This window comes from Paenarthrobacter sp. NPDC090520 (assembly GCF_044769205.1).
Lineage (GTDB): Bacteria > Actinomycetota > Actinomycetes > Actinomycetales > Micrococcaceae > Arthrobacter.
Map to the genome: position 1 here is coordinate 186539 of NZ_JBIVXM010000003.1, position 24937 is coordinate 211475.

A 24937-nucleotide genomic window follows, 5' to 3' on the forward strand; every position below is an offset into this window, starting at 1 on the left:
CCTATGTATTCGCGATGACTGCCCCGACCCCACCCTCTCCCGATGCCGGATTCCAAGCGGGTTCGGCCTTCGTTGGAGCCACATGGGAGTTCGATCCGTCGACCGGAAAGTCAACTCGCCGAACCGGGTCCACTGACGCCGCCGAGGATCCGAACCAGTACATGGCAGATGTTCACTGCCGTGCAGGCGGAACCGACACCCCGGACCGCGGGTGCCTGACCCTTCAATGCCCACCCAAGACCGCTGGTGGCCAAGAAGGCACACCCGTCATCTGGCGGCAAGCACCCAAAGCCATCACCAACCCCCAATGGTCGGACTACCCACCCGTCAGTGGTCCAACGTGTCTCTACGGTTCAGAACCCCAGAACGTCCTCACCGACATCGCCGCCCGCATCCTCACCGACTTCCACCAACTCCCCGTCAACCCCGGAACCCTCGAAGCCCAACCCTTCCCCAACACCCTCAAAGGCGGACCCACCAACTTCTACACCACCACCACCGCCCAAACCTTCGACACCACCATCCTCGGCCAAGCGGTTCACCTCACCGCCACCCCCACCACCCACACCTACACCTTCGGCGACGGCCAAACCCTCGGACCCACCCCAGCCACCGGCTACCCCACCCCCGCCAACACCTGGCTCACCACAGAAACCCGCACCAGCCACACCTACACGGCCACCGGCAACTACCCCACAACCCTCACCACCACCTACACCGGAACCTACTCCGTCAACAACGGCCCACCCCTGCCCATCAACGGAACCCTCACCCTCACCACCACACCCAAAACCATTCACGTATGGAAAACAGAAACAGCCCTCGTCGCCGACACCTGCGAACAAAACCCCCACTCCTGGGGCTGCCCCGGCACAAACACCCCAACCAAGCACTGACGAAGCCGGCACCACTGGAAACCAACACCACCGAAGAAGCACGCCCCCCACAGTCACCCCGTACCGCCACGACCAACATTGGCCCCCAAACGCGCCCAGAACGCGGGAAAGACCCACCAACCGGGCCCAAAGTAGGTCGCGAAGGAACACCGGCGCGGGACCTCCGCCCGGTCTGATATGAGACAGAGACACCCGCAGGGCCGCATCGCAAACTACTGCAGGACTTGCCTAAATCATCAGCATGCTTACAATGAACACCGAGCCGACACATCGGCTCGCCCGAACGTTGAAAAGGAGCGCAGTCATGGCAACGGATTACGACGACCTGCGTCCAGAGGTCAAAGAAGCCCAGGAACAATCCCTCGAGGCACTTCAGACGGCGAAAGCGCCCACGGCGATGACCGCAGTACTGGAAGTAGAGGAAAGCGACGAGGCCGACTCCAGCGGCCCTGCCGGCGAGTTCATCGCCGAGGAGCTGATCGTCAACGTCGTCCCGGCGCAAGAGGACGAATTCACCTGCTCTTCATGCTTCCTGGTCCACCACCGGTCACAGATCGCGCGGGAAAAGGGCGGGTTGCTCTACTGCACGGAATGCGAGGGTTAGGCGGATCGCGGATCCATCGGCCGGAGGCAGGCTTCCGGCCGCCGTTGATTCCCGCCAGCCAACTCCAGTCGATGCTGGTTCCCTCCACCGGCCGCCCACTTTCCAGCGATCCTTCCAGCGAGGCCTATCCCTGCTAAACGAGCCCCTTCCAAGCGCGCACGGAATCAAGCATGGGCAGGGCGATGGGCCGGGAAACCGGCAATTCCAGCCCCAACCCGGCCAAGGATTCGCGGGCCATTGCGACGTCGTTAACGCACACGCCCTCCACACCCAGACCCACGGCCTCGACGATCTGCTGGGCCGTGACCAACGTCCACGGATACACGGCAAGGCCGGCGGTGTGCGCCCGTGCCACGAGTTCGGAACTGAGAAGCCCGATTTCCGGCGCTACCGCAGAGGCGCCTGTCGCAAGCGCGGCCTCGATCAGGGCGAATGGCTCAAACGGATACAACCCCAGAGAGGCAATGGCGACCTCCCGACACAGAGCCACCATGGGGATACCCGGGAGCATCGCGGCCATGGCACGGATGATCTGCGGATCGAAGCTGCGGACACGAAGTGCCTGTTCGTGCTCGTGGGCCTTCAACACCTTGGCCAGGGCAGCCACCATCGTCTGGCCGTAGTCGTTCCAGGGGGCACTGTCAGTCTTCACCTCGATGTCCAGGACCACTTCCCCAGCCCCGGCAAAACGCAGGAGGGCCAGCAGTTCCTCGAGGGTGGGCGTCCTGGACTCCATGTCAACCGAGGTTGTCGTGGCAGCGTGAATCTCCACCGCAGCCTCCCGCAGCAAAGCCTCCCGGATGTCGAGGGAACCGACCACGGCATCATGACGGAGCGCCAATTGCCCGTCGGCCGTGAGCCAGATGTCCACCTCGATGGCACCCACCCCCAGCCGCAGCGCTTCGACGAATCCGGCCAAGGTGTTTCCGTGCCGCGTCGCGAGGACCCCGCGATGCCCTTGAATTTCAATCATGGGTCTCTCCTTAGAGCGAAGGGATTCCGCTATTCGGCCTCGTCAACCAAGGAGACCTCGGTGACGGAGCCGAGCTGCGAAAGCCTGCTGACGATGGTGGACGGAGCCGCGGAGCCTTCGATTTCGAGTTCAATCTCGATGAATTCGGCGGTAATCGTTGCTTCATCCCGCTGTATAAGTCGCTCAACAACACGTTTCGTTTCGCCGGAACCGCGGGTGGTTGTAAATCCCTGTACCTGGAAGCCCTCTTCCGTGCAGGTGCTGAGCACATCGCGAAGCGCCCCCACTCCATCAAGGTAGGTGACGCGCAGTACCCAACGGCCCGGTAAACCGAAGCGCAATTTCCGGGACATCACGGGGTAGGCGTACACAATGACAAAGTGCGCCGCGGTCACGAAGACTGCGGGCCACACCAGCCCTGCCCCGGCCGACGTTCCCACGGCCGCCGTAACCCAGATGGATGCCGCCGTGGTGAGTCCGCGCACTTGGTTGCGCCGCACAAACACCAGGCCGGCCCCAATGAAGCCGATGCCCGAAACCACTTGTGCAGCGAGCCTTGAGGGGTCCAGCCGCACAAGGTCCACCATCAGCACGTCACTGAACCCGTACTTGCTCACCACCATGAACAAGGCAGCACCGAGGCCCACCATGGCGTGGGTTCGCATGCCTGCGGACTTATTCTTGCTCTGGCGTTCGAAACCAATCGCAGTGGACAGCAGCAGCGCTACCGCGAGGGCCACGCACATCTGCCACCATTGGGTTTCCGCACTGAAAATCAATCTCTGCTCCTGTTCGGAATTTCGACCAAGAGCCCTTTTCTGTGGCGTGACCGTCCAAGCCGGAACCCAGGGGCTGGAGGAATTCCAGGACGTCGCGCACAGTTCTTGAAAAATCCACGCTTGGTAGATTTGTAAGGACATTAGCACATTGGAGCCAGCGCTCTGGCAGTAAGGCCTTCACTGGCATCTTGCGCATCGAGCGCGCAGTCTGTAGCTTGGCACAAGACAAAAGGTTAGATTGTCCGGTCAAATGCCCCTTTGATCCTTTCCAGCCTCGTTAATCGCTGCCCCCAGACGGCAAGGACAATGAAGTCAGAGGTCTGTGGTGAGCGTTGTTGACGCAAATCATGGGGGCAAGAGTGGGCCCCCATCGTCCGGCAGAAGTGGCAGGGCAGATCCCGGGATAGCCGGGGGCCATCCGTCGAGTCCCCCCAAGAACCGCCGTTGGAATGGACGGACGCGCCGCGATGCCTGGACCTTCGTCCTGTTCGCAGCCCCCAACGTGATCCTCATCGTGCTGTTTACCTACCGCCCGCTGCTAACCAACTTCTATTTCTCCACCTTGGACTGGACCTTGGGCGCCGCAAACGCCACCAGTGTGGGCCTGGGGAACTATGTGGAATTCTTTTCGTCCTCGGACGCTCCAACAGTCCTGGGCACCACAGCCATCTTCACCGCGATCACAGTGGGCGGGGCCATGGCTCTGGGACTCCTGATCGCGCTGGCCCTCAACCAGAAACTCAAGGGGCGCACATTTGCCCGGGCCGTGGTGTTTGCCCCGTATGTGCTCTCCGGCGTTGGCGTCGGCCTGGTGTGGCTCTTCATTTTCGATCCCACCTACGGAGCGCTGTCCTGGTTCCTCCGCTCCTTGGGCCAAGCCAGTCCACAGTGGGTCAACGACCCCAAACTGGCCCTCGTCATGGTGATCGTGGTGTACGTCTGGAAGAACCTTGGCTACTGCGCCGTGGTGTACCTTGCAGGACTCCAGTCAATCCAGCCCCAGCTGATGGAGGCCGCCGCACTGGACGGAGCCTCGAGTTTCCGGCGTTTCCGTTCAATCGTTGTCCCGCTCCTGTCCCCCACAACGTTCTTCCTGCTGATCACCTCGTTGCTCAGCTCCCTGCAGGCCTTCGACATCATCAGGATCATGACGCCGTCCGGAAACGGGACCAGCACGTTGATTTTCGAGTCGTACCTGCAAGCCTTCGGTTCTTACAACAGGGCGGGGTATTCAGCCGCCATCTCCGTGGTCCTGTTCCTCGGCCTGCTGGTCATGACGGCGGTCCAATTGCGGTTCGTCGAGCGAAAGGTCCATTACTCATGAGCGCCCCATCCGCGGACGTCTTCCAGGAACGGACCAGGCCCCTGTCCTGGCAAAACCTCGGAAAGACCATTGCTGCCGGCTACATTCCCCTCATCCTCGCCACGCTGGTGGTCTTCGTCCCCCTGCTGTGGATGATGTTGTCCTCGCTCAAGGAACCCGGCGAGATTGTCACCACGGACTTGGCGATTCTGCCCAGGAATCCGAACCTGCAGAACTACGTGGAAGCAACATCCACCGTTCCGTTCCCGCGGTTCTTCCTCAACAGCGTGATCGTGACCGCCGTCGGCTCAACGCTCAAGTGCGTCTTGGCCGTGTTCACGGCCTACGCGTTGGTGTTCCTCAGGTTTCCCTTCAAGCGGGTCATCTTCCTGCTGATCCTCGTGGCCCTCATGGTTCCGCCGCAGGTTTCCGTCCTGCCCAACTATGTGTTGATCGCCAGCATGGGCGGACTGAACACGTATTGGGGCATCATCCTCCCCGGCTTGGGAACGGCATTCGGGACGTTCCTGTTGCGCCAGCATTTCCTGACCTTGCCACCGGCCATCCTGGAATCCGCGGAAATCGATGGCGCCGGACACTGGCGGAAGTTGTGGCAGATCGTTGTCCCGGTCTCGGTGCCCAGCATTGCCACCGTGGCATTGGTGACCATCGTCTCGGAGTGGAACGAGTACATCTGGCCGCTGATCGTCACCGACCACCCTGACATGATGACGCTCCCCGTCGGCCTCACCCAGCTGGTGAACAGCGAGGGCAGCACCCAGAACTGGGGCATGCTCATGGCCGGCGCCGTGATTGTCCTGGTACCAATCCTGATCATCTTCGCCGCGCTCCAAAGGTACATCGTCTCCGGTCTGACCCAGGGGTCAGTCACCGGCTAAGGCAGCAGGACCACAGCATCACGCAACAGAGCCATTACCCAACAGAAAGGCAGCCTCAGCATGTCCACCCCACTTTCACGCAAGCAATTCCTCAGTGTCGCGGGAGCAAGCTTCGGAACGCTGGCCCTCGCCGCATGCGCGGGCCCATCAACCACCGGCGGTTCAGCCAGCACCGCGGCGTCCACCGATTGGTCCAAGGTCAAACCTGCGAGTTCCATCAGCTTCATGTCCAGCCACCCGGGCAAGTCCCGGGATACCGAGTTGAAGCTCATTGAGGCCTTCCAGAAGGCGCACCCGGACATCACGGTAAACCTCATCACGGGCGGAGCGAACTATGAGGAAGTAGCGCAGAAGTTCCAGACAGCGCAGGCCGGCAACGATGTCCCCGATGTTGTAGTGGCCTCGGACGTCTGGTGGTTCCGGTACGCAATGTCCGGCGCCATCCTCCCCATCGACGGCCTCCTGCAAGCCGCAAAAGCCAGCACGTCCGACTACGTCGCCGGGCTGATCTCCGACTACAAGTACGACAACAAGCAGTGGGCCGTGCCGTATGCGCGCTCTACCCCGCTGTTCTACTTCAACAAAGACCACTTCAAAGCGGCCGGTGTTCCCGAAAAGGCACCTACCTCCTGGGAAGAGTTCGCGGGGTGGGCTACCAAGATCAAGTCCGCCAACGCGGGCGTGGCCGGCTACCAGAATGCGTACCAGTACCCCGCGATTGCAGGCTACGCCGGGTGGACCCTGCAGAACGTCCTGTGGGGCTTCGGCGGCGGGTGGTCCAAGGAGTGGGACATCACTACGGACTCCGAAGCCTCAATCAAGGCCCTCCAATGGGTGCAGGACTCGATCGTGAAGGACTCCTGGGCGGGCGTCTCATCCAAGAACGCCATCACGGACCTGCAGGCAGGCGCGGTCAGTGCCACCATCAGCTCTTCGGCGGACCTCGCCGCGACCCTCAAGGCGGCAAAGGAGGCCAACATGCGGATCGGCGTCGGCTTCCTTCCGGGCGGTTCGGTGAGCCAGTCCCCCGTGTGCCCCACCGGTGGCTCAGGCCTGGTGATTGCCAGCAAGACCTCTCCGGAACGGCAACTGGCCGCGGCACTGTTCATGACCTTCGTCACCAATGCGCAGAGCACAGCCACCTTGGCGGCGGCCACAGGCTACGCGCCCGTGGCCGAGGGCGCCGATATTTCGCCCATCCTGAGCCAAACACCCGAGTTCCAAACCGTGGTGGACCAGCTGAAGGCCACCAGGACCCAGGACTACGCGCGCACCTTCCTCCCGGGTGGGGACCAGGAACTGGCGAAGGCCGCTACCAAGATCATGAACGAGAAGGCGGACGTCAAGGCAACGCTGACCGATCTCAAGGGAGCGCTGGAGTCCATCTACACCAAAGACGTGAAGCCGAAGCTCAAGTCATAGGGATAAAGCACGACGTCGGCATCCAGAGCGGGTGCCGACGTCGCCCTTTAATCCCTGACCGGAGACAATCAGAAAGTTAAAAGAAGAAAAGCACCAGTTCCGAAGAACTGATGCTTCCCAGTGGTGGCTCCGACCGGCGTCGATCCGGTGACCTTTCGATTTTCAGTCGAACGCTCTACCAACTGAGCTACAGAGCCTAGGTGACAAGTCACCTTGAGAACCGGAATTTCTTCCGGCGCTCAGAGCGACCCTGACGGGACTTGAACCCGCGACCTCCGCCGTGACAGGGCGGCGCGCTAACCAACTGCGCTACAGGGCCTTGCTTTGCAGTATCTCTACCGCGTTTTTTCCAAGGCTTCTAGCTTACCAGACTTTTTCTGTCCGATTTACCACTTGCCTTGCGTACCCCCAACGGGATTCGAACCCGTGCCGCCGCCGTGAAAGGGCGGTGTCCTAGGCCGCTAGACGATGGGGGCCTGAACTCAATTCGAATTTTGCAACAGGAAACAACGCTTTACGCGTTCTTTCTGCTCTCGCTCGTCCGAACTGGACTCTAAAACTTTAGAGCATGGACGGCCATATTCCAAAATCGAGAACGGTGTGACCTCGAACACCTACTAAATGGGGCCTTTCAAACATTGGCAGTTTCTTGCCGTGAAGCGTCCGAAAACCGCCAGCCCTGCCGCCTTCCGCAGGACTAGATTGGCCCTATGACATCCACCCCGGCCGGACCAGGCCAGCCCGCCCAGGGCCTCAAGCGCACCATCCCCGCGCCAGCAGCCTCCATCAGCAAGTCCGGCATCGCCGCCGTCATCGTCACTGTCGTCCTGTGGGCGTCGGCGTTCGTCGGCATCCGGGCCGTCGGCCCCAGCTTCTCCCCCGGCTCCTTGACGCTCGGACGGCTGGCGGTTGCCGCCGTCGTGCTTGGACTCGTGGTGCTGCCCGGCCTCAAGGTGTGGCCGCAAGGCCGCGAATGGCTGCCGATCGCGGCCTACGGGGTGATGTGGTTCGGCGGCTACAACGTGGCGCTCAACGCCGCGGAGCACATGCTGGACGCCGGAACCAGCGCCATGCTGATCAACGTGTCACCCATCCTGATCGCGGTCCTCGCCGGCGTCATCCTCAAGGAAGGCTTCCCGCGGTGGCTGCTGATCGGCAGCGCCGTGGCTTTTGGCGGGGTGGCGATGATTGCCCTCGGTTCCGGGCAACGCTCGACGGCGGACGTCACCGGCGTGCTCTTGTGCTTGCTTGCCGCGGTGCTCGCCTCAGTCAGCGCGATCCTGCAGAAACCCGTCCTGCGGAAATTCACGGCAGGGCAGGCAACGTGGTTCGGCATCATGATCGGGGCGGTATGCTGCCTGCCCTGGACCGGCCAACTGATCGGCGAAATCCAGACGGCCCCGGTGCCCGCAACACTGGGCCTGGTGTACCTGGGGATCTTCCCCACGGCCATTGCCTTCACCACGTGGGCCTACGCACTGTCCCTCATCCCGGCGGGGAAGCTGGCTGCGACCACCTACCTGGTTCCAGGCACCACCATCCTGATTTCGTGGGCCCTGCTCCAGGAAGTGCCCACCGTCTGGGGACTCGCAGGCGGCGTTGTGTGCCTGGTGGGCGTCGCCCTGACCCGACGGAACCCCCGAGCGAAAACTACCCTGCGCACGTCCAAGGCCAGGACGCGCGCAGGGCACGGATAGGCAAACACACCAAGGAAGCAGGAGCCTAGCGGGCCATGCCTGCCAACAGTTCGCGGTGCGTGGGCGGGTTGGCGCCCGGTCGGCCAACGGTGATGGACGCGGCCATGGACGCCGTGGTTCCGATCCGCTCGAGCACGGTGGGCGCCATCCCATCGCTGCCGCGCAGGAGCAGGCCCATGATGAGCGCGGACATGTACGAGTCGCCGGCGCCGATGGTGTCCGCGACGTCCGAGGGGATGGCCGGGACGTTGAGCTGCATCTGCCGGGTAGCCATGAGCGAACCGTTGGAGCCCTGCGTCACCACGGCGAGTCCCGTCCCGAGGGAGAGCAGGTGGCTGGCCGTGTCCTCCAGCGCCTTGCCCGGGTAGAGCCACTGCGCGTCGTCGTCGCTCATCTTCACCACGTCGGTGAGCGGCACCAGCTCCTCGAACAGGGTCAACGCCTCATGGTGGCTGCCTACCAGGTCCTTGCGGATGTTGGGATCGTACGTGACCATGCAACCACCCTGCGCCTGTTCCAGAAGGCTCCGGACCACACTGGCGCCCGGCTGCAGGAACGTGGCAATGGAACCGGTGTGCAGGATCTTCGGCGCGTACGGAAGCACCAAGGGAGACAGCGCCCAGTCGATGTCGAACGTGTATTCTGCGGAGCCGTCGGCAGCGATCTGGGCCGTCGCCGTCGCCGTCGTGCTCAGCGACTTGGAACCCGGCAGGAGCACCACGCCCGCGCTTTGCAGGTGCGTCGCGATGGCGTCCCCGCGCTGGTCCTTGCCAATGGCGGTCAGGAGGCCCGTCTTCACGTCCAGGCGGCCAAGCCCGTACGCGACGTTGGCGGGAGAGCCGCCGGGGTACTCCGTGCTCCCATCAGGCGATTCCACAATGTCGATGAGCGCTTCACCCACCACGACGACGTCGAGGGGTTCAGGCGCGAGGGAAGGGCTGGCGGTCATGCGGTTCCTGTTCGTTGGTTGGGGAGGTGCGGAGGCGCGGCCACGGAATGCCGGTCAACGAGGGGACATTCGAACAATTCAGTGTGGCCCGGGGACGGCGTACCGGCAAGGATCAGCTCCACGGCCCGCCTTCCCATGTCAATGAAGGGCAGTTCCAGGGTGGTCAGGCCCGGCCGCAAGTGCGGTGCGAGGGACTCCTGGTTGTCGAAGCCCACTACGGACACGTCGTCCGGCACGGTGAGCCCCAAGGACGCGAGCGCCTGGTAGGCACCCCACGCCGTGCGGTCGTTGCCGCAGAAAATCGCAGTTGGCGGCTGGTCCAGCGCCATGAGTTGGAGCGTCTCCCGGTGGCCACCGGGATCCTGGCCGTCGCCCGCACGGTGGAGGTCGCCGTCGTACGCGATGCCCGCCCCGGCCAGCGCCTGCCGGTACCCTTCAAGACGCCCGACGACGGCAGGGAGCCCGTCTTCAACGGCGCCAATGTTGATGAAGCCGATGCGGCGGTGGCCCGCGTCGAGAAGCTTCCTGGTGGCGGCATGGCCGCCCAGGACTTCCGACGGCGCGATGCTCGCGAACGTGCCGCTGCGGTCCCGGGCATTAAGCACGACGGCGGGAACCTCGCCCAGCGCGTCCGGGACATCCACTACCTGGTGGTACATGGACGCGTACACCACACCGGCAACCTTGTGGGACAACATGGCCTCAAGGGACGCCGCTTCGAGGTGCTTGTCGCCGCCGGTGTTGACCGTGAGCAGCAGCATCCCGGCTTCCCACGCGCGGGCTTGTGCTCCCTCGATGATCTTTCCGGCGAAGGGCGCGGTGGCCACGTGATCGCCCACGAAGCCGATCATCCCTGCCACCCCGTCACGGAGGACCTTGGCGTGGGCGTTGGTCCGGTAACCCAGTTCCCGCGCCGCCTGATGGACCCGCAGCCGGGTTTCGTCCGAGACCCTGGCTCCCCCGGCATCGTTGAGGACCATGGACACCGTGGCCTGCGAAACCCCGGCGGCGGCCGCCACGTGGTGCATCGTGGGGCCGGAACCTGGGGTTCCAGGCCTGGTTCCATTGCGGGACATGGGGGACCTGACTGTGGTGGGAGTGGAGGTTTGGTTATACGCATAACCAAGCCTCCAAAACAGTATCTGCCAACACATCCAGCGTCAATGCTCACGGCGCGGACTAGAGTCGAACCATGCCCGCGAATCTTCCTCCCGGCCTTCCTATCGTTCCCGACGGCGACCGCCCCTCGTCGCCGCTGCCCTCGCTTCCGGCCCGCGAAGCCGTGCACAGCCCGGCCGAAGATTCCGGGCTGCCCCAGGGTGCACCGCTCGAGATGTCACCGGAGGAATTCGAGGCCGCCGTCAGCGACGCCTTGCAGTTGATTCCACCCAAGGCCGCGAGCGCCATGGACAACGTGGCGATCTTCATCGAGGACGACTACACCCCGCAACCCGGCGAAGATCCGGACACCGTGCTCCTTGGCTTGTACGAGGGCGTTCCCCTGACCGAACGCGACTCGTGGTGGGAAGCCGGTTCCCTGCCGGATCGGATCACCATCTTCCGCCAGCCGATCCTGGACATCTGCACCACCCGCGAGGAAGTCATCGATGAAGTGGCCATTACCGTGGTCCACGAGATCGCCCACCACTTCGGGATCGACGACGACCGCCTCCATGAACTCGGGTGGGGCTAGCCTTGTAGGCATGGGGCACGACCACAACCACTCCCACGGAGTCACAGCAACCGGCAAACACCGCAAGAGGCTTATCGCCGTCCTGGCCATCACCTTGGGGGTGGTGGGTATCCAGGTGGTGGGCGCCGTCGTTTCCGGTTCGTTGGCCCTGCTCGCTGACGCCGGCCACATGCTCTCCGACGCCGCCGGCGTCTTCATCGCCTTGATGGCAGCCTGGATCGCCACCCGACCGGCGAGCGACCAGCGCACCTACGGCTACCAACGCGCCGAAGTCCTTGCGGCCCTGGCCAACGCACTGATCCTCATAGTCATCGCCGTGGTGATCATGATCGAGGCCATCCGCCGCTTTGGCGAGACTCCGGAGATCCATACGGACATCATGCTGGGGGCCGCGGTCCTGGGTGCCGTGGCCAACCTCGTCTCGCTTCTGGTCCTGCAAGGGGCACAGAAGGAAAGCCTCAACGTCAGGGGTGCCTACCTGGAGGTCCTCGGCGACCTGCTGGGCTCCATCGCCGTCATTGTGGCCGCTATCGTCATCATGACCACGGGCTTCAGCGCCGCCGACCCGATCGCGTCCATGCTGATCTCGCTCATGATCATCCCCCGTGCCTGGCATCTGCTCCGCGACGTGGTGGACGTCCTTTTGGAGGCAACTCCCAAGGGCGTGGACGTCAACATGATCCGTGAGCACATCCTTGCCGTGGATGGCGTGGTGGAAGCACACGACATCCACATCTGGACCATCACCTCCGGAGTGCCCGTGTTCTCGGCGCATGTGGTGGTGGAGGACGAGGTCCTGAATGCCAGTGGGGCGGACAGCATCCTGGACCAATTGGGCTCCTGCCTGGGACGGCACTTCGATACCGAGCACTGCACGTTCCAACTGGAACCCGTGAGCCATTCAGAACACGAGTCGCACCAACACGCCTAGCCCCCGGCCGGGATGATCGTCCCCGCGGCACCGTCCACCGTGATGGTTTGTCCCGTAGTGAGCTTTGCCGTGGCGTCGGGCACACCCACGACGGCCGGGATGCCGTACTCGCGGGCCACCACGGCGCCGTGCGAATTGGGGCCACCCATTTCCATGACCAGCCCACCGGCGGTGAGGAACAGGGGCGTCCATCCGGGGTCCGTGGACGGCGCCACCAGGATTTCCCCGGGTTCCAGATGCGCTCCGACGGGATCCATGATCACCCTCACCGGGGCTGTGACGATACCTGCGGAAGCGGGGCTTCCGGTGAGCGATCCTGGCGCGCCCGGAGCGGTGACGAGAGCACCGGCAGCCTCCGGCTCCGTTCCGTCCGACAGCAGGACACGGGGAATGTGCCTGCGCCGCAGCTCAAGCCGGTAGGCCTCCCGGCGCTCGGCAACCACGTGCTGCAGGCCGGTCCCGGCAAGGGCGATCTCCACGTCGTTGAAGTCCAGGAAGAAGATGTCCAGGGCGTCGTCGAGCAGCCCCGCCTCCGCCAGGTCCTCACCCACCAGCACCAACTGCTCCCGGGCCGCGGCCAGGCCGAGGACGAGGTTGTACTTGGGGAGTTCCCGCATTCCCGCAAAACGTCGGGTCCGGTCCAGGGCCGCCCGCACGATTCCGGCGTGGACCGGGCTCTTGGCACGGGCCCGCGCCACCAGCCGGGACACTTGTCCTTCAGCCGCCCGGGCGGCGTCCTCGAATTGCCGGGCAGGGTCTCCGGCCCCTGGCTCCAGGCGGAGGTAGTTGGCCACCACGCCAAGGATGTGGGTGGGGTCCTCGGACCAACGCGGCATGCCGAGGTCGATTTCCGCGACGGCGCGGTGTCCGTAGGCGGCCAGGAAACGGTCCAGGCCGGACTGGGAGCGCGGGGGAAGCATGCCGTTCTTGTAAGCATTGGTTAGCTCGGCCGCCGTCCGGGAGGCGAAGAACTCCTTGGCTTCGGGGTCCTGGCGGATCTTCGACGCCAGATTCCACAGTTCCAGATCCATCTCAGTGGTGACATTGTTGGGCAGTCCACGGATCACGGCTTGAAGTTCGTCATAGGACACGTCCGGTCCCAGGAGTTTGCGGACCAGAGCCAGCATGGCAAAGCCCACGGCGGGAAGCGGCAAGACCTGTGGCACGGTGGCGAAGATTCTTTGCCCCAGGATCTCCTCGACGCGCTGCAGCCGTTGGCGGCTAGTTGCCGCTTCCGGTGCTGCCAACGATTCCTGGAGATCCTGGTCAAGCCTGTCCACGCGCCGCATTGCCGCCGCCGGCCGGAACAGCGCCCGGAAAATGGTCTCGGGCACCCGGTACGCGGCGGCAACGGGTCCCACGTGCCGGATGAGCTTGAACGGCGTCTTGTTGGTGACAGCGAAACGGGGATCATCGCCGAGTCCACGGATCAGGGCAGCCGAGCGGGCTTCCATGATGTCGAAGACCCTGGGCACGATCAGCCGCCCTACCCTGCTGCGGAGCACGGACGTGACATCAAAGAAGATCCGCTGCCCTGCTTCGTAATACGGCGACGGCCCGGAACGCGGATGAGTCACGGCGAAGCGTGCTTTGCCCGCCACGCAGGAGGCGATGAGGCGGATCCCGGCCAATCCCATGGGTGTCAACGGACGGGTGAGTCCCTGGGCCAGGCTGAAATTGAGGAAGGCGTGTTCTCCGGGAATGTCCGGCTTCCGCGTGGTTTGCGGATACAGGGTGGTGATGGGCCGTGCCTGGGTGAGCCAGAGCTTTCCCTCCTGGTCGATGGCCCACTCGGTGTCCTGCGGAGCGTCGTAGTGCTCTTCGACCCGCTGGCCGAGCGCCGCCAACTCCTTGACCTGTACATCGCTGAGGCAGGGCTCCGGAGGTACCTCGGAGACGCCCTGTTCCACCCGTTCCGTGCCGCCGCCGGCCACGGAGCGGATTTCCACGTGCCTGTCACCGAGGGCGCGTTTCAGGATGCGGCCGCCCTGCATGTCCACCACGTATTGGTCCGGGTTCACAGCCCCGGACACCACAGCCTCACCGAGTCCGGGACTGGCATCAATCACGGCTTCCCGACGGCGGCCGGTCACCGGATTCGCGGTAAACATCACCCCGGCGGTGACTGACTGGACCATTTCCTGGACCACCACGGCCAAGGACACCGTGGAATGGTCGATGCCGTGGGTGGACCGGTAACTGACGGCCCTGTCCGTCCAGAGGGAAGCCCAGCATTTACTGACGGCGTCCAGGACGGAATCCACGCCCACGACGTTCAGGAACGTGTCCTGCTGGCCAGCGAAGCTTGCGAAGGCGAGATCCTCCGCAGTTGCCGAGGACCGGACAGCGACCGGAACGTCGGTTCCCAAGGCCACATACGCGGCCTGTACCTCCTTGGCGACTTCCGGCGGGATCCCTGCCTCGAGGACCAAGGACCGGGCACGGGCCGCAAGGGAGTTGAGGCGGGCAGGGTCCGGGCCGGTTGGGGAGCCGTCGCGCACCGGCGTCGCGCCCGTCGGGGCACCGCCCGAAGCGGCAGGTTCCGGGCCAGTCGGGGAGCCGTCGCGCACCGGCCTCGCCCCCGTCGGGGCACCGCCCGAAGCGGCAGGGTCCGGGCCGGTCGGGGAGCCGTCGCGCACCGGCGTCGCGCCCGTCGGGGCACCGCCCGAAGCGGCAGGTTCCGGGCCACCCGTGGCGTGGGCGCCCGTCGGGTCCGGGCCGGAAGCGGCGGCCTCCATGGCATCGAAGACCCCCTCCATTCCGGCGGACGCCAGCGAACGGCGGTAGGCCGCCGTCGTCAGGCAGAAGCCCGGAGGCACCGGCAGCCCGGCCGCCGACAGTTCACCGAGGTTGGCGGCCTTACCGCCAACATCCGCCAGCATGCCTGCCCGGATCTCCTCCAGCGGCAGGATGAACGCGGAGCCGCCAGCATCCTGCGGCGGCTCTTGTGCCTTTGCCCGCGGTTTCTTTTCCCGTGCGCCGGGATCCTGGCCGTCCATCGACCGGCGCCGTTACCTTATGCAGCCCCGAGCATGGGACCGAAGTTGGCCCGGTCGGCAAGCCGCGGGTCCTCCCGGTCCGGGACCACCAGCACAGGACCCTTGGCGTGGTGAAGGACGCCGTCGGACGTAGATCCAAGGAGCATCCCGGCAAAACCGCCGCGGCCCCGGGTACCCAGCACCACAAGCTCAACGCCCCTGCTTGCTTCCACCAGGACATCCACGGGTGAGCCGTCGGTCAGTTCGGTTTCCACGGTCAGTTTGGGGAAGTGGCTGCGCAGCCAGGCGACGCCTGCGTCCAGTTGCACCTTGATGTCCGCGAACAGGGCATCCCTGTCCAGCGGCGCGGGAACCCAGGCGAGGGAGCCGCTGTATTGCGGGACGGCACAAATGACCCGGAGCTTGGCTCCCATCCGTTCTGCCTGCTCGGCAGCTTCCAAAACTGCGATGCGGGCCTGCTCGGAACCATCGACTCCTACCACTACGACGTTCTCCACCGTGCGCGGACCGGCCTTGGCGTGCTCGGCCTTGATGTGGCGGTCCTCGGTGTTCTCCCCGAGGCGATCGGCGCAGTACAACGGCACCGTAACCGTGGGGCATTTTGCGTGGGCCGGGAGCGCGCTGCTCACCGAACCCAGCAGCCGCCCAACGAAACCTCCCCGGCCCCGGCTTCCGAAGACCAGCAATGCGGCCTCGGTTGAAAGGTCCAGCAACACCCCGGCGGCATCTCCATTCTCCACGGAGGCATCCACGTCCAGGTCATAGCCGGCCACCTTGTCCATGGCCTGTTTGACGATTGCTTCCGCACCCTCGCGGATGACGGAATCGTCCACGGTGGCGTAACCGCCGTCCAGGCCGGAGGCCGCGAAAATCGGCACTGAATAGGCCGTGACGATATGCAGGGGAAGTTGGCGGCGTTCAGCCTCGCGGGCCGCCCACACCAAAGCGCATTGACCGTGTTCCGAGCCGTCTACTCCGACGACGATTCCACCGGGTGCAACGGCTTCTCCGTCGCCGCTCCGGGGTTCTTCAACGTGACTGCCGTGCTGGTCCATGGGGCCCGCCTCTCCACCTGCTGCTTTTGTTCCGGTCATTCTGCCAGAGGTTTCACCCGCAAGGTGACACGCCCGGCCTGGTGCGAATATCCGGGGAAGGAGAAGTTCAGGGCATCCCCTTCCACTGCCCACTATTCTCGGTTGCCAAGGCCGAATCAAGGCGACTTTTCGCCCGCCGCATAACGGTCCGGGCTCGGTTTCAGGTGTGGTTGCCGGACTCTGGATGAACAAGTAAAAACACGCTGCCATTGAGGCTATCCACGGCCCCAAAAGTTCTGTAGTGTTCGAGTCACCGAATGGCCGGCAAGCGTGTTCCAGGACACACCCGGCCATTTGTTTGCGGACGCTGGGGGAGCTTGGACGCGAAACAACGCGATGCCTTCGGGCACACACGTCAAGGAGGAACCAAGCAGTGTCACTCACGCCTGATTCCGGCACAGAGCGCACCACCACCGTGGTGATTGGAGCCGGGCTTTCCGGCCTGGCCGTGGCCAGCGAGCTCAGCCGCTACGGCGTTGGCTCAATTGTGGTGGACGGGTTTGGATCCCTGTCCACATCCGGTCCCTCCGTCCACACGGGAATGCTGCAGCGCTGCGATGCTGCCGACCCCGCGGCCATGCTGGAACGCAACCAGATCCTCCGGCACTTGCGGAACTACGCAGCCAGCCATCAGCTCGACGTGCGGAGCACCACCAAGGCGGTGCGCCTGGACTTCCTGGGAGCCAGCCAGGGCCTGCAACTCGGCGAGCGGAGCGTGGCGGACCTTTCGACTCCCGGCATTGGCGTCCCCGGCCTGGCAACGGCGGGCCTCGCCCCGTTCGAGCCGGCACCTCGACAGTGGGCCGTACACACGGCCAGCGGCATCCTCCTGGCGGACCACATCGTTGTGACGCGTTGCGCCCAAAGCCAGTTGCGCCGGATGTTGGCCGAACTGGGCATCGCGATCGGGCAGAACCTCGTGGCAGCCATGCGGGCAGTGGGGATGCACCTGGTGGGAGTCGGCGAACTCATCACCCCCACGCCCAAAGAGGTGCTGCGGCAAGCGAAGGCCGTGGGCCAGGCGATCTCGTCCAGGGTGGCGCTCCCGGCCGGACCCGGCATCGCAATCGCCTGAAACCGGCACGGCCAGCGCCGCGGCTGCCAGACCAAACCGGCATGCCCGCTACGAGCAGCGACGTGCCGGGACCTTGAGTCCCCAGCTAGCCCTTAACAACAAAAGGCCGGCACCCGGAGAGCAATCTCTCCCAGGTGCCGGCCTTGGTGGTGTTTAAGCGTGAAGCTTAGGCGCCAGCGCGTACGTACGTGATGGGGCCGGTTGCGGTCAGCCAGCTGATCGGGTGGATGCCGGTCTGGTTGCCGTTGATGCCGCCACTGATGGCCTGGCCGTTGCCGATGTAGATAGCAACGTGGCCGGACTGGACAATCATGTCGCCGGGCTGGGGATCGCTGACTACCTTGCCGTAGTTCAGGAACTGCATCGGAGCGAGGTCACCCACGGGGATGCCTGCCGAGCCGAGTGCGCGCTCCACCATGGCGGTGCAGTCCTGCATGATGCCGATCTGGGCGTAAGCCGAAGCAACCATGGCTGCGTTGACACTCCCGGCAGGTGCTGCTGCTGCAGGAGCCGCGGCGGCGGGAGCAGCCGCGGTAGCTGCAACGGTAGCCTTGGCCGTGGTGGCAGCCGCAGTGGTTGCCTTCTTGGCCGGAGCCGCAGCCACGGGGGCCGGCTTCTCGATCACGGGAGCTGCCACGGAGGAAACCGCGGGGCGCTCGAAGTTGATGGTGGCAGTTGCAGCTGCGGTGACCACCTTGTTGGGGGTCTCCGCAACGGTTTCGGCAACCGTCGCCGGGCTGGAGTCACGCTGGACCGGGGCCTGTGCGGGGGTCTCGGCAGCGTGGGCGGCAATGGAGCCGGTCAGGACAAGGCCGGAAGCCGCAGCAATAACGGCTGCCTGGCGGCCAGCGCCCGAAGCGTTGCTGGCAACGGCCTTGGAGATGGAGATGAACGGATTGGGACGTGCGATGTCCGCCTTACGACGGCCGCGAAGAATGCGTGAAGACATGAAAAGGCCTCTCCCGATGCCTGCGAGGTTAGCTGTCGGATTCGGATGGGAGTCACCCGGTCACTATCCCCCGCTGTTAAGCGGAAGCTTCGTGACTTCACCCCAAGGCGCGCTCAATGGCGGCCTAAAATGGGTTCCCCGTCTCTGCCGTAGGTTTGTCTGCGAACGGATTCCGGACTGCGGCAGAGCTAGGCAATCAGGCCGGAAGTGCCCCAAATAGGGATCGGGCACAGGTACTACCGTAACGGATGATCACGCCAAAGTCACATTTGAGTAACGAGGAGTTGGCTTTGCGCGTGTCGCGGTAACCCTTTCGAGATTTTCGCAGGTATGTAGAAAACCGCGTCATTCCGCGGAATTATCGCCCTCGGCCTCGTTGGAAGCGGCCAACTTCCTGCGGGCTGTAACAGCCAGGAAAACCACCAGGCCGACTGCCACCACGGCGAGGCCCACAATGCTCCACGGGAAGGGCTGGGAGGCGGCCGGAGCCGACTCGCCGGAGCCGGTCCCCGGAGCTGCCGTTCCTGCGCTCGGAACCACCGCTCCCGATGCCGAAGCGGACGGCGAGGCGCCCGCGGAGCCGTCTGCCGCCGTCGTGCTTCCCGTGGTGGCCGTGAACTTGAAGGTGCCCTCAATGGGGTGCGAATCGGAGCTGACCACGCGCCACACCACCGTGTACTCGCCGGCCGGCGCTCCCGGGCGCAACTTTTGGACTGCCTGGTTGTCGATGATTTCGACGGCGCCGTCAGCCCAGTTTTCGCCGCCCGCGGTGACCGTCACCCCGGAACCGATGGCCAGCGGACGGTTGTTGAAGGTGATGGAGACCGACGCCGGGACTGCCGCCACGGTGGCTCCGTTGGCCGGAGTGGTGGACTCGGCGACGTCGTGCGCGGACGCGGGGGCGGCACCAAAAAGTACCGCCGAGGCGAAGGCAAGGGCGGCAACGACGGCGGCCAGAAGCGGGCGGATGGTACGCATGGGGCGGTTTCTCCTAATGTTGGCTTCCTTACAGACTAGGCGAATCGTCCGGGCGCCCCGTAGCCGCGGGCATAGGATTTGAGAGCACACTCACCCGATCCCCGGAGACCTTCATGCTTAAACAAGGTTCTGCCATAGACCGCTACTTCAAGATTTCCGAACGTGGTTCCACGTACTCACGGGAAATCCGTGGCGGGTTCGCGACCTTCTTTGCCATGAGCTACATCGTGGTCCTGAACCCCCTGATCCTCTCCGGAGCCGACTCCAGCGGAGCGTCCCTGGGCTTCACGGCAGTTGCAGCCACCACCGCGTTCGTTGCGGGCATCCTGACCATCCTCATGGGAGCCTGGGCCAAGCACCCGTTCGCCGTGGCCACGGGCCTGGGAGTGAACGCCTTCGTTGCCGTCACCGTCGCTTCACACCCGGGGCTGACGTGGCCGGACATGATGGGCCTCGTGGTCTTGTCCGGCCTCACCATGTTGATCCTGGTCCTCACGGGCTTCCGCACCGCTGTATTCAAAGCTGTCCCGGAAGCCCTCAAGACCGCGATCGTGGTGGGCATCGGCCTGTTCATTGCCCTGATCGGCCTGGTCAACGCCGGTTTCGTCCGGCGCATCCCCGACGCTGCCGGAACCACGGTTCCCCTGGGACTCGGCGTGGACGGCAAGCTCATGGGCTGGCCAACACTGGTGTTCGCCGTCGGCCTGATCCTGACCATCGCCTTGGTGGTCCGCAAGGTCCGCGGCGCGATCCTGATCGGCATCGTCGTATCCACCGCGTTGGCGGCGATCCTGGAATTCACCCTGCACATCGGCCCGAGCTTCGACGGCAAGAACGTCAACCCGCGCGGCTGGTCCCTCGTGGCACCGACGCTCTCGGAATGGGGCGCTCCGGACCTTTCGCTGATCGGCAAAGCCAACCCCTTCGGCGCTTTTGAACATCTAGGCTTCATCGCCGCAGCCCTGCTGGCCTTCGTGATCCTGCTCAGTATCTTCTTCGACGCCATGGGCACCATGGTGGGCCTGGCCAACGAGGCGGGAACCGTGGACAAGCATGGCAACATCCCCAACGTGGACCGCGTGCTCCAAGTGGACGCCCTCGGCGCGATTGTTGGGGGCGGCGCGTCCGTCTCGTCCAACCAGATCTTCGTGGAGTCCGGAGCCGGCATCGGCGAAGGTGCGCGGACCGGCCTGGCGTCCATCGTGACCGGTGTGCTGTTCCTGGTGGCCATGTTCTTCACGCCGCTCATCAACCTGGTTCCGTTCGAAGCCGTCGCCCCCGCGCTGGTGGTGGTGGGCTTCATGATGGTGTCCCAGGTGGGCAAGATCGACTGGCAGGACTGGGGCGTGGGCATCCCGGCGTTCTTGACCATCGCCCTCATGCCGTTCACGTACTCGATCGCCAACGGCCTCGGGGCGGGCTTCATCTCCTACGTCCTCATCCGCACCTTCCAGGGCCGCGCCCGCGAAGTGCACCCGCTCATGTGGGCCGTTGCAGCGGCGTTCCTGCTGTTCTTCGGCATCGGAACAGTGGAGGAACTGCTGGGCGTGAAGTAGGCATTCCGGTATTTCAGACACTCCGGACGCGGAACTGCTGGCTTTGGCAGTCCGGGTCCGGTGTGCTTTAAGCATGGAAACCAGCGCCTTCACCGTAGACACCACTCCCAAGCCGTGGACCGGACGCTTCGACGGCGACGGCGACGAACACCGCCGGTGGTGGCAGGCCGTGGCTCCCCATGCTCCGGAGGCCGCCGCAGCCGCCTCGCGTCCCGCCGTCGTGCTTGGTTTCTGCAGCGACGCCGGCGTGAAGCGCAACAAAGGGCGCGTGGGTGCCGCCGCAGCTCCGGCCGCGATCCGTGCCGCGCTGGGTCCTTTGGCCTTCCACCTGGACCGCGACGTTTTCGACGCCGGCGACGTTGTGGTCGAGGGCGACGCCCTGGAAGCAGGCCAGGAGCGGGCAGGACGCGCCATTGCGGGACTGCTCGACGGCGGCAACCTCACCGTGGTGCTGGGCGGCGGGCACGAGACCGCGTTTGCCAGCTACCTGGGCGTTGCCGGATCGGAGGCCGTGCGCAGCGGAAAACGTTTGGGCGTGCTGAACCTCGATGCCCACTTCGACCTGCGGGACGAGCCGACACCGAGCTCCGGGACCCCGTTCCTCCAGATGGCCCGGGAGGAAGCCGCCGCGGGGCGCGAACTGCAGTACGCCGTCGTGGGTATTTCCGAACCCAACAACACGCGGACCCTGTTCGATACCGCGGACCGGCTCGGCGTGAAATACCTGCTGGACGAAGACTGCTCACCGGAAGCGGTGGAGACCTTCGTGGCCGACTTCCTGGCCGGGATCGACGTGCTGTACCTGACGATCGACCTCGATGTGTTGCCCGCCGCGGTGGCGCCGGGCGTGAGTGCCCCGGCCGCGTATGGCGTGCCGCTGCCGGTGATCAGCGCGGTCTGCAAGCAGGTTGCCGCGAGTGGCGCGTTGCTGCACCTGGACGTGGCTGAATTGAACCCTGAGTTCGACATCGACTCCCGTACCGCCAAGGTTGCGGCCCGGCTGGTGAACACGCTCCTGGCCTAGCTGTTTCCTTGCGGCCATCCTGCGCATAGCCTGTGTGGATGGGCACAACTCCTGTGCAGGACAAGTGGACTGTCCAGAACAAATGGACCTGGGTCTCCGGACCCGTGGCGGTTGCCCTTGGCCTCGCTGCCCACGTTGTCTCCGGCGGAAGCGCGCCGGCCATCCCGGTACTGCTTGGTTTCGTGGCCCTTGCGGCGTTGGGCGCGCAGCTCATTTCCCGCTGGATCCACGGGCCGCTGCTGTTGCTGTTGGTTTCCGGAGCAACGCAGCAGCTGCTGTTCTTTGGCTTTGACGCGCTGGGAGGTTCCATCCCCGGGCTCGGCTCCCTGGACCACCTCCACGGCACCGGCCGGATTCCGGAAGACCTGCCCGTTCCCGCGCCCGGCGGCACCCCCATCCACGCAGGGGACCTCATGCTTTACACGCACGCCGCGGCGGCGATCCTCACGCTCCTGATCGGCGCCGGCGTGGCCAAACTGGCGGGAAGGTCATGGCGGGGGCGCATGCTTCATGCCACGCAACCGTAGGAAACAGTGACGTAGTGCGGCGACCAGCGACGTAGCCCGGGCGTCAGGCTGCGTAGCCCTGCGAAAACCGGAGCAAAGAACTTTGCTTGGCTACCCCGGCCGAACCTAGTGTCGTTGGCACGTGGTGTACCCAAGAGGCCAGGGAGCTGCCTGCAAAGCAGCGCACGCGGGTTCGAATCCCGCCACCACGTCTAATGGGTCCGTGGCCCTCGCCGGGTTGGCAACTCGGCGGAAGTCTTACTGCGCGGCGTCGAAGCCTGCGAGGAGCCGGCGGGATGCGGTAACCATATGGGAGCGCATCTGCTGGGTGACAGCGTCGACGTCCCGGGCCTTCAAAGCTTCATAGATCGCCGTGTGTTCCTTGAGGGCAGCTTCTGCGTGGCCTTCGTCCGTCAGGGCGCGGTCCACCCAGATCCTCAGCAAGGAGCGGATGCTCTGCAGCAGCTCCTCCAGGACCATGTTTCCGGAGGCGGCAGCGATCTCGCGGTGGAAAGCGGCGTCTGCTTCGACATAAGCTGCCAGGTCATCGAGGTTCCTCTCCATGGCATCGAGGTTGGCGCGCATGCGTTCCAAGGCCTCGTCGGTGACCCGCCCGGCGGCCAACTCCACGGCTTGCACTTCCAGGCCGCTGCGGAGCTCAACGAGTTCCCGCGTGCGCGGCTCCCCCAGCATCAAGCCCCAACTGAGCGTCCGCGGCAAGAGTTCGGAGACGCCGTCGCGCAGGTACGTCCCGGAACCCGGCCGGACGATGACGATGCCGAGAATCTCCAAGGCGGCCAAGGCCTCGCGAATGGCCGAGCGTCCAACACCCAACGACGCTGCCAGCGTGCGTTCGGCCGGCAGCCGTGTGCCCGGCGCGATATCACCGCTGGTGAAGTAGGCGAGCAGGCGCTCGGCCACTTCGGACACGACGGAGCCCTGCTCCATGGGCGCAAGAGCCGCCGTCATTTGGGCCGCTGCGGCGGCGGGATTCACAGGCATCCTCAAAGCGTAGCAACCGGATGACCAATCAGGGGCAGCGTCGGAGGACGCTTCAGAAAGGAACACATCAACCGGTTGACCAATTCTGATTCCAGTCCTATGGTTTAAGTCACAAGCTTCGTTTTGGCCGGACCCAGACCGGCAATCCACGAGTCAGCCCGGCGCATCCAATGCAGGATCTGCGGGGACACCAACATCTAGGAGTCAATGTGGACACCACACAATCGGTGGTAGAGAAATCCGCAATCAAGAAGGTGGCGATCCGGCTGGTGCCGTTCGTCGCCCTGATGTTCTTCATCAATTACCTGGACCGCACGGCCATCTCCTTCGCCGGCCCCAATGGCATGAACAATGACCTGGCGTTGTCCGCAGCCCAGTTCGGTTTCGCCTCAGGCGTCTTCTTCATCGGCTACATCCTGCTGGAAGTCCCCAGTAACCTTGCCCTCCACAAGTTCGGCGCCCGCCGCTGGCTTGCCCGCATCATGGTCAGCTGGGGCATCGTGTCCCTGCTCTTCACCTGGGTGGGCAACGTTGAGCAGCTCTACATCCTGCGGTTCATCCTCGGTGTTGCAGAAGCCGGCTTCTTCCCCGGCGCCATCCTGTTCCTGAGCCTCTGGGTCCCGTCCAAGCACCGCAGCAAGATCCTTGCCCTGTTCTACTTGGCCCAGCCGCTGACCACCGTGATCGGTGCTCCCCTGGCCGGTGCGCTCATCCAGCAGCACGGCGTGTTCTTCGGCCTTGAAGGCTGGCGCTTCATGTTCTTCGGCGTCGCTGTCCCGGCCATCGTGATCGGTGTCATCGCCTGGTTCTACCTGGCCGACAACCCCGCCAAGGCCAAGTGGCTCACCGCCGAGGAAAAGACCTGGCTGACCGGCGCCCTGGAGAAGGAAAAGGCCCAGACTGCCGCCAGCAACAAGCACGTCAGCGTCCGCACCGTGTTCGGCAACGGCCGTGTCTGGATGCTCTCCCTGATCTACTTCGGTTTCATCTACGGCCTCTACGCCCTGGGCTTCTTCCTGCCGACCATCATCGCGGGCTTCGAAGGCCTCTACGGCGCCAAGTTCGACGTCTTCCAGAAGGGCCTCATCACGGCCATCCCGTACCTCCCGGCAGCATTCGCCCTGTACTTCTGGTCCAAGGACGCCACCAAGCGCGGCGTCAAGACCTGGCACATCGCCCTCCCGGCACTGATCGGCGGCCTCAGCATCCCGCTGGCTCTCTTTGCCGGCTCCCCCGCTGCGACCATCGCCGTCATCACCATCACCGCCATGGCCATCTTCGCGGCACTGCCCAACTTCTGGACCGTCCCCACGCAGTTCCTGACCGGTGCAGCCGCCGCAGCGGGCATCGCCCTCATCAACACCGTAGGCAACCTGGCAGGCTTCAGTGCCGGCTACATCACGGGCTGGCTCAAGGACTGGACCGGCAACTACACGGTTCCCATGTTCGTGGTGGGTGGCTTCATGTTGCTCTCCTCGATCCTCATGGTGGTCCTCAGCCGCCAGGGCAAGGCCGCAGAAGGCACCTCCGCCGAAGCCCTTGACCCCCAGGGCGCCGGACACCGCTCAGAGCCGTAACCCTTCCCGATCCGGGGTGCCCTCCCGACGG

General features: G+C 64.6%; 22 protein-coding genes, 4 tRNA genes and 1 riboswitch. Of the genes, 14 read left to right on the forward strand and 12 right to left on the reverse strand.

Annotated elements, in window-relative coordinates; genetic code table 11:
- Positions 1-14 precede the first annotated feature (14 nt).
- On the forward strand, positions 15-896 hold the full coding sequence (locus ACIQTZ_RS05625) for a hypothetical protein (RefSeq protein WP_402978343.1): 882 nt from the start codon (positions 15-17) through the stop codon (positions 894-896).
- A gap of 304 nt (positions 897-1200) precedes the next feature.
- Positions 1201-1500, forward strand: a complete 300-nt coding sequence (locus ACIQTZ_RS05630) for a DUF4193 domain-containing protein (protein WP_402950607.1) — start codon at positions 1201-1203, stop codon at positions 1498-1500.
- Positions 1501-1633: 133 nt separating this feature from the next.
- Here ACIQTZ_RS05630 and ACIQTZ_RS05635 read toward each other — a convergent pair whose 3' ends face one another.
- A complete protein-coding gene (locus ACIQTZ_RS05635) occupies positions 1634-2473 on the reverse strand; it encodes a glycerophosphodiester phosphodiesterase (RefSeq protein ID WP_402978346.1) in 840 nt (279 codons plus the stop codon).
- Between the two features lie 29 nt (positions 2474-2502).
- A complete protein-coding gene (locus tag ACIQTZ_RS05640) occupies positions 2503-3252 on the reverse strand; it encodes an MgtC/SapB family protein (RefSeq protein WP_400335523.1) in 750 nt (249 codons plus the stop codon).
- Between the two features lie 403 nt (positions 3253-3655).
- On the opposite strand from ACIQTZ_RS05640, the gene ACIQTZ_RS05645 reads away from it, so the two are divergent.
- The 3 genes from ACIQTZ_RS05645 to ACIQTZ_RS05655 are packed head-to-tail and all read left to right on the forward strand — an operon-like array spanning position 3656 to position 6876.
- Positions 3656-4576, forward strand: a complete 921-nt coding sequence (locus ACIQTZ_RS05645; protein ID WP_402978629.1) for a carbohydrate ABC transporter permease — start codon at positions 3656-3658, stop codon at positions 4574-4576.
- A complete protein-coding gene (locus tag ACIQTZ_RS05650) occupies positions 4573-5454 on the forward strand; it encodes a carbohydrate ABC transporter permease (RefSeq protein ID WP_402978349.1) in 882 nt (293 codons plus the stop codon). Before ACIQTZ_RS05645 ends, ACIQTZ_RS05650 begins: the two co-directional genes overlap by 4 nt.
- Positions 5455-5514: 60 nt before the next feature.
- A complete protein-coding gene (locus ACIQTZ_RS05655; protein WP_402978352.1) occupies positions 5515-6876 on the forward strand; it encodes an ABC transporter substrate-binding protein in 1362 nt (453 codons plus the stop codon).
- Between the two features lie 121 nt (positions 6877-6997).
- On the opposite strand, the gene ACIQTZ_RS05660 is transcribed toward ACIQTZ_RS05655, so the two are convergent.
- The 3 genes from ACIQTZ_RS05660 to ACIQTZ_RS05670 all read right to left on the reverse strand — a co-directional run bounded on the left by ACIQTZ_RS05660 (position 6998) and on the right by ACIQTZ_RS05670 (position 7352).
- A tRNA-Phe gene (locus ACIQTZ_RS05660) sits at positions 6998-7073 on the reverse strand.
- Positions 7074-7121: 48 nt separating this feature from the next.
- Positions 7122-7195, reverse strand: a tRNA-Asp gene (locus ACIQTZ_RS05665).
- An 84-nt stretch (positions 7196-7279) separates the two neighbouring features.
- A tRNA-Glu gene (locus ACIQTZ_RS05670) sits at positions 7280-7352 on the reverse strand.
- Positions 7353-7586: 234 nt separating this feature from the next.
- Here ACIQTZ_RS05670 and ACIQTZ_RS05675 point away from each other — a divergent pair.
- Positions 7587-8573: a DMT family transporter gene (locus tag ACIQTZ_RS05675; RefSeq protein WP_402978355.1), complete on the forward strand. Its 987-nt coding sequence runs from the start codon at positions 7587-7589 to the stop codon at positions 8571-8573.
- 25 nt (positions 8574-8598) lie between these two features.
- Here the strand turns inward: ACIQTZ_RS05675 and ACIQTZ_RS05680 are convergent, their stop codons facing one another.
- Positions 8599-9522, reverse strand: coding sequence for a carbohydrate kinase (locus ACIQTZ_RS05680; protein ID WP_402950628.1), 924 nt, complete (start codon positions 9520-9522; stop codon positions 8599-8601).
- Positions 9519-10598: a LacI family DNA-binding transcriptional regulator gene (locus ACIQTZ_RS05685; RefSeq protein WP_402978358.1), complete on the reverse strand. Its 1080-nt coding sequence runs from the start codon at positions 10596-10598 to the stop codon at positions 9519-9521. Before ACIQTZ_RS05685 ends, ACIQTZ_RS05680 begins: the two co-directional genes overlap by 4 nt.
- 116 nt (positions 10599-10714) lie before the next feature.
- On the opposite strand from ACIQTZ_RS05685, the gene ACIQTZ_RS05690 reads away from it, so the two are divergent.
- Positions 10715-11215 (forward strand): metallopeptidase family protein, encoded by a 501-nt coding sequence (locus tag ACIQTZ_RS05690; RefSeq protein WP_400335539.1) that lies wholly within the window; start codon positions 10715-10717, stop codon positions 11213-11215.
- A 10-nt stretch (positions 11216-11225) separates the two neighbouring features.
- On the forward strand, positions 11226-12146 hold the full coding sequence (locus ACIQTZ_RS05695; protein ID WP_397325050.1) for a cation diffusion facilitator family transporter: 921 nt from the start codon (positions 11226-11228) through the stop codon (positions 12144-12146).
- On the opposite strand, the gene ACIQTZ_RS05700 is transcribed toward ACIQTZ_RS05695, so the two are convergent.
- Both ACIQTZ_RS05700 and ACIQTZ_RS05705 read right to left on the reverse strand, forming a co-directional pair.
- Positions 12143-15028 carry a PEP/pyruvate-binding domain-containing protein gene (locus tag ACIQTZ_RS05700; RefSeq protein ID WP_402978632.1) on the reverse strand — a complete coding sequence of 962 codons (2886 nt, stop codon included), beginning with the start codon at positions 15026-15028 and terminating at the stop codon, positions 12143-12145. The genes ACIQTZ_RS05695 and ACIQTZ_RS05700 overlap by 4 nt on opposite strands.
- A gap of 134 nt (positions 15029-15162) precedes the next feature.
- Positions 15163-16200: a universal stress protein gene (locus ACIQTZ_RS05705; RefSeq protein WP_400335747.1), complete on the reverse strand. Its 1038-nt coding sequence runs from the start codon at positions 16198-16200 to the stop codon at positions 15163-15165.
- Positions 16201-16612: 412 nt separating this feature from the next.
- On the opposite strand from ACIQTZ_RS05705, the gene ACIQTZ_RS05710 reads away from it, so the two are divergent.
- Positions 16613-17314 (forward strand): FAD-binding protein, encoded by a 702-nt coding sequence (locus tag ACIQTZ_RS05710; protein WP_402978361.1) that lies wholly within the window; start codon positions 16613-16615, stop codon positions 17312-17314.
- Between the two features lie 166 nt (positions 17315-17480).
- On the opposite strand, the gene ACIQTZ_RS05715 is transcribed toward ACIQTZ_RS05710, so the two are convergent.
- Positions 17481-18263: an NlpC/P60 family protein gene (locus ACIQTZ_RS05715; protein WP_400335548.1), complete on the reverse strand. Its 783-nt coding sequence runs from the start codon at positions 18261-18263 to the stop codon at positions 17481-17483.
- A 3-nt stretch (positions 18264-18266) separates the two neighbouring features.
- Positions 18267-18458, reverse strand: a riboswitch (cyclic di-AMP (ydaO/yuaA leader).
- 150 nt (positions 18459-18608) lie between these two features.
- Positions 18609-19241: a copper resistance protein CopC gene (locus ACIQTZ_RS05720; RefSeq protein WP_400335550.1), complete on the reverse strand. Its 633-nt coding sequence runs from the start codon at positions 19239-19241 to the stop codon at positions 18609-18611.
- Positions 19242-19354: 113 nt separating this feature from the next.
- Between ACIQTZ_RS05720 and ACIQTZ_RS05725 the strand changes: the two genes are divergently transcribed.
- From ACIQTZ_RS05725 to ACIQTZ_RS05740, 4 genes are all read left to right on the forward strand, one after another.
- On the forward strand, positions 19355-20797 hold the full coding sequence (locus ACIQTZ_RS05725) for an NCS2 family permease (RefSeq protein ID WP_397325038.1): 1443 nt from the start codon (positions 19355-19357) through the stop codon (positions 20795-20797).
- 73 nt (positions 20798-20870) lie between these two features.
- Positions 20871-21821, forward strand: a complete 951-nt coding sequence (gene hutG / locus ACIQTZ_RS05730) for a formimidoylglutamase (RefSeq protein WP_402978364.1) — start codon at positions 20871-20873, stop codon at positions 21819-21821.
- A 38-nt stretch (positions 21822-21859) separates the two neighbouring features.
- Positions 21860-22348, forward strand: a complete 489-nt coding sequence (locus ACIQTZ_RS05735; protein ID WP_402978367.1) for a hypothetical protein — start codon at positions 21860-21862, stop codon at positions 22346-22348.
- A 120-nt stretch (positions 22349-22468) separates the two neighbouring features.
- Positions 22469-22539: transfer RNA gene (locus tag ACIQTZ_RS05740), tRNA-Cys, on the forward strand.
- A gap of 46 nt (positions 22540-22585) precedes the next feature.
- Here ACIQTZ_RS05740 and ACIQTZ_RS05745 read toward each other — a convergent pair.
- A complete protein-coding gene (locus tag ACIQTZ_RS05745; protein WP_400335558.1) occupies positions 22586-23329 on the reverse strand; it encodes a FadR/GntR family transcriptional regulator in 744 nt (247 codons plus the stop codon).
- 209 nt (positions 23330-23538) lie between these two features.
- On the opposite strand from ACIQTZ_RS05745, the gene ACIQTZ_RS05750 reads away from it, so the two are divergent.
- The gene (locus tag ACIQTZ_RS05750) at positions 23539-24906 is read left to right on the forward strand and encodes an MFS transporter (RefSeq protein ID WP_402978370.1); all 1368 of its coding nucleotides are present in this window, start codon (positions 23539-23541) and stop codon (positions 24904-24906) included.
- The last annotated feature ends 31 nt before the right edge of the window (positions 24907-24937 follow it).

Bases quoted from the DNA above. Each gene is read 5' to 3' on its own strand.
- ACIQTZ_RS05735 (WP_402978367.1), top strand. From the start codon at position 21,860: ATGGGCACAACTCCTGTGCAGGACAAGTGGACTGTCCAGAACAAATGG.
- ACIQTZ_RS05635 (WP_402978346.1), bottom strand. From the start codon at position 2,473: ATGATTGAAATTCAAGGGCATCGCGGGGTCCTCGCGACGCGGCACGGA.
- ACIQTZ_RS05700 (WP_402978632.1), bottom strand. From the start codon at position 15,028: ATGCTGGCGGATGTTGGCGGTAAGGCCGCCAACCTCGGTGAACTGTCG.
- ACIQTZ_RS05655 (WP_402978352.1), top strand. From the start codon at position 5,515: ATGTCCACCCCACTTTCACGCAAGCAATTCCTCAGTGTCGCGGGAGCA.
- ACIQTZ_RS05705 (WP_400335747.1), bottom strand. From the start codon at position 16,200: ATGGACCAGCACGGCAGTCACGTTGAAGAACCCCGGAGCGGCGACGGA.
- ACIQTZ_RS05720 (WP_400335550.1), bottom strand. From the start codon at position 19,241: ATGCGTACCATCCGCCCGCTTCTGGCCGCCGTCGTTGCCGCCCTTGCC.
- ACIQTZ_RS05725 (WP_397325038.1), top strand. From the start codon at position 19,355: ATGCTTAAACAAGGTTCTGCCATAGACCGCTACTTCAAGATTTCCGAA.
- ACIQTZ_RS05695 (WP_397325050.1), top strand. From the start codon at position 11,226: ATGGGGCACGACCACAACCACTCCCACGGAGTCACAGCAACCGGCAAA.
- ACIQTZ_RS05685 (WP_402978358.1), bottom strand. From the start codon at position 10,598: ATGTCCCGCAATGGAACCAGGCCTGGAACCCCAGGTTCCGGCCCCACG.
- ACIQTZ_RS05630 (WP_402950607.1), top strand. From the start codon at position 1,201: ATGGCAACGGATTACGACGACCTGCGTCCAGAGGTCAAAGAAGCCCAG.
- ACIQTZ_RS05650 (WP_402978349.1), top strand. From the start codon at position 4,573: ATGAGCGCCCCATCCGCGGACGTCTTCCAGGAACGGACCAGGCCCCTG.
- ACIQTZ_RS05715 (WP_400335548.1), bottom strand. From the start codon at position 18,263: ATGTCTTCACGCATTCTTCGCGGCCGTCGTAAGGCGGACATCGCACGT.
- ACIQTZ_RS05675 (WP_402978355.1), top strand. From the start codon at position 7,587: ATGACATCCACCCCGGCCGGACCAGGCCAGCCCGCCCAGGGCCTCAAG.
- ACIQTZ_RS05690 (WP_400335539.1), top strand. From the start codon at position 10,715: ATGCCCGCGAATCTTCCTCCCGGCCTTCCTATCGTTCCCGACGGCGAC.
- ACIQTZ_RS05680 (WP_402950628.1), bottom strand. From the start codon at position 9,522: ATGACCGCCAGCCCTTCCCTCGCGCCTGAACCCCTCGACGTCGTCGTG.
- ACIQTZ_RS05745 (WP_400335558.1), bottom strand. From the start codon at position 23,329: ATGCCTGTGAATCCCGCCGCCGCAGCGGCCCAAATGACGGCGGCTCTT.
- hutG (WP_402978364.1), top strand. From the start codon at position 20,871: ATGGAAACCAGCGCCTTCACCGTAGACACCACTCCCAAGCCGTGGACC.
- ACIQTZ_RS05625 (WP_402978343.1), top strand. From the start codon at position 15: ATGACTGCCCCGACCCCACCCTCTCCCGATGCCGGATTCCAAGCGGGT.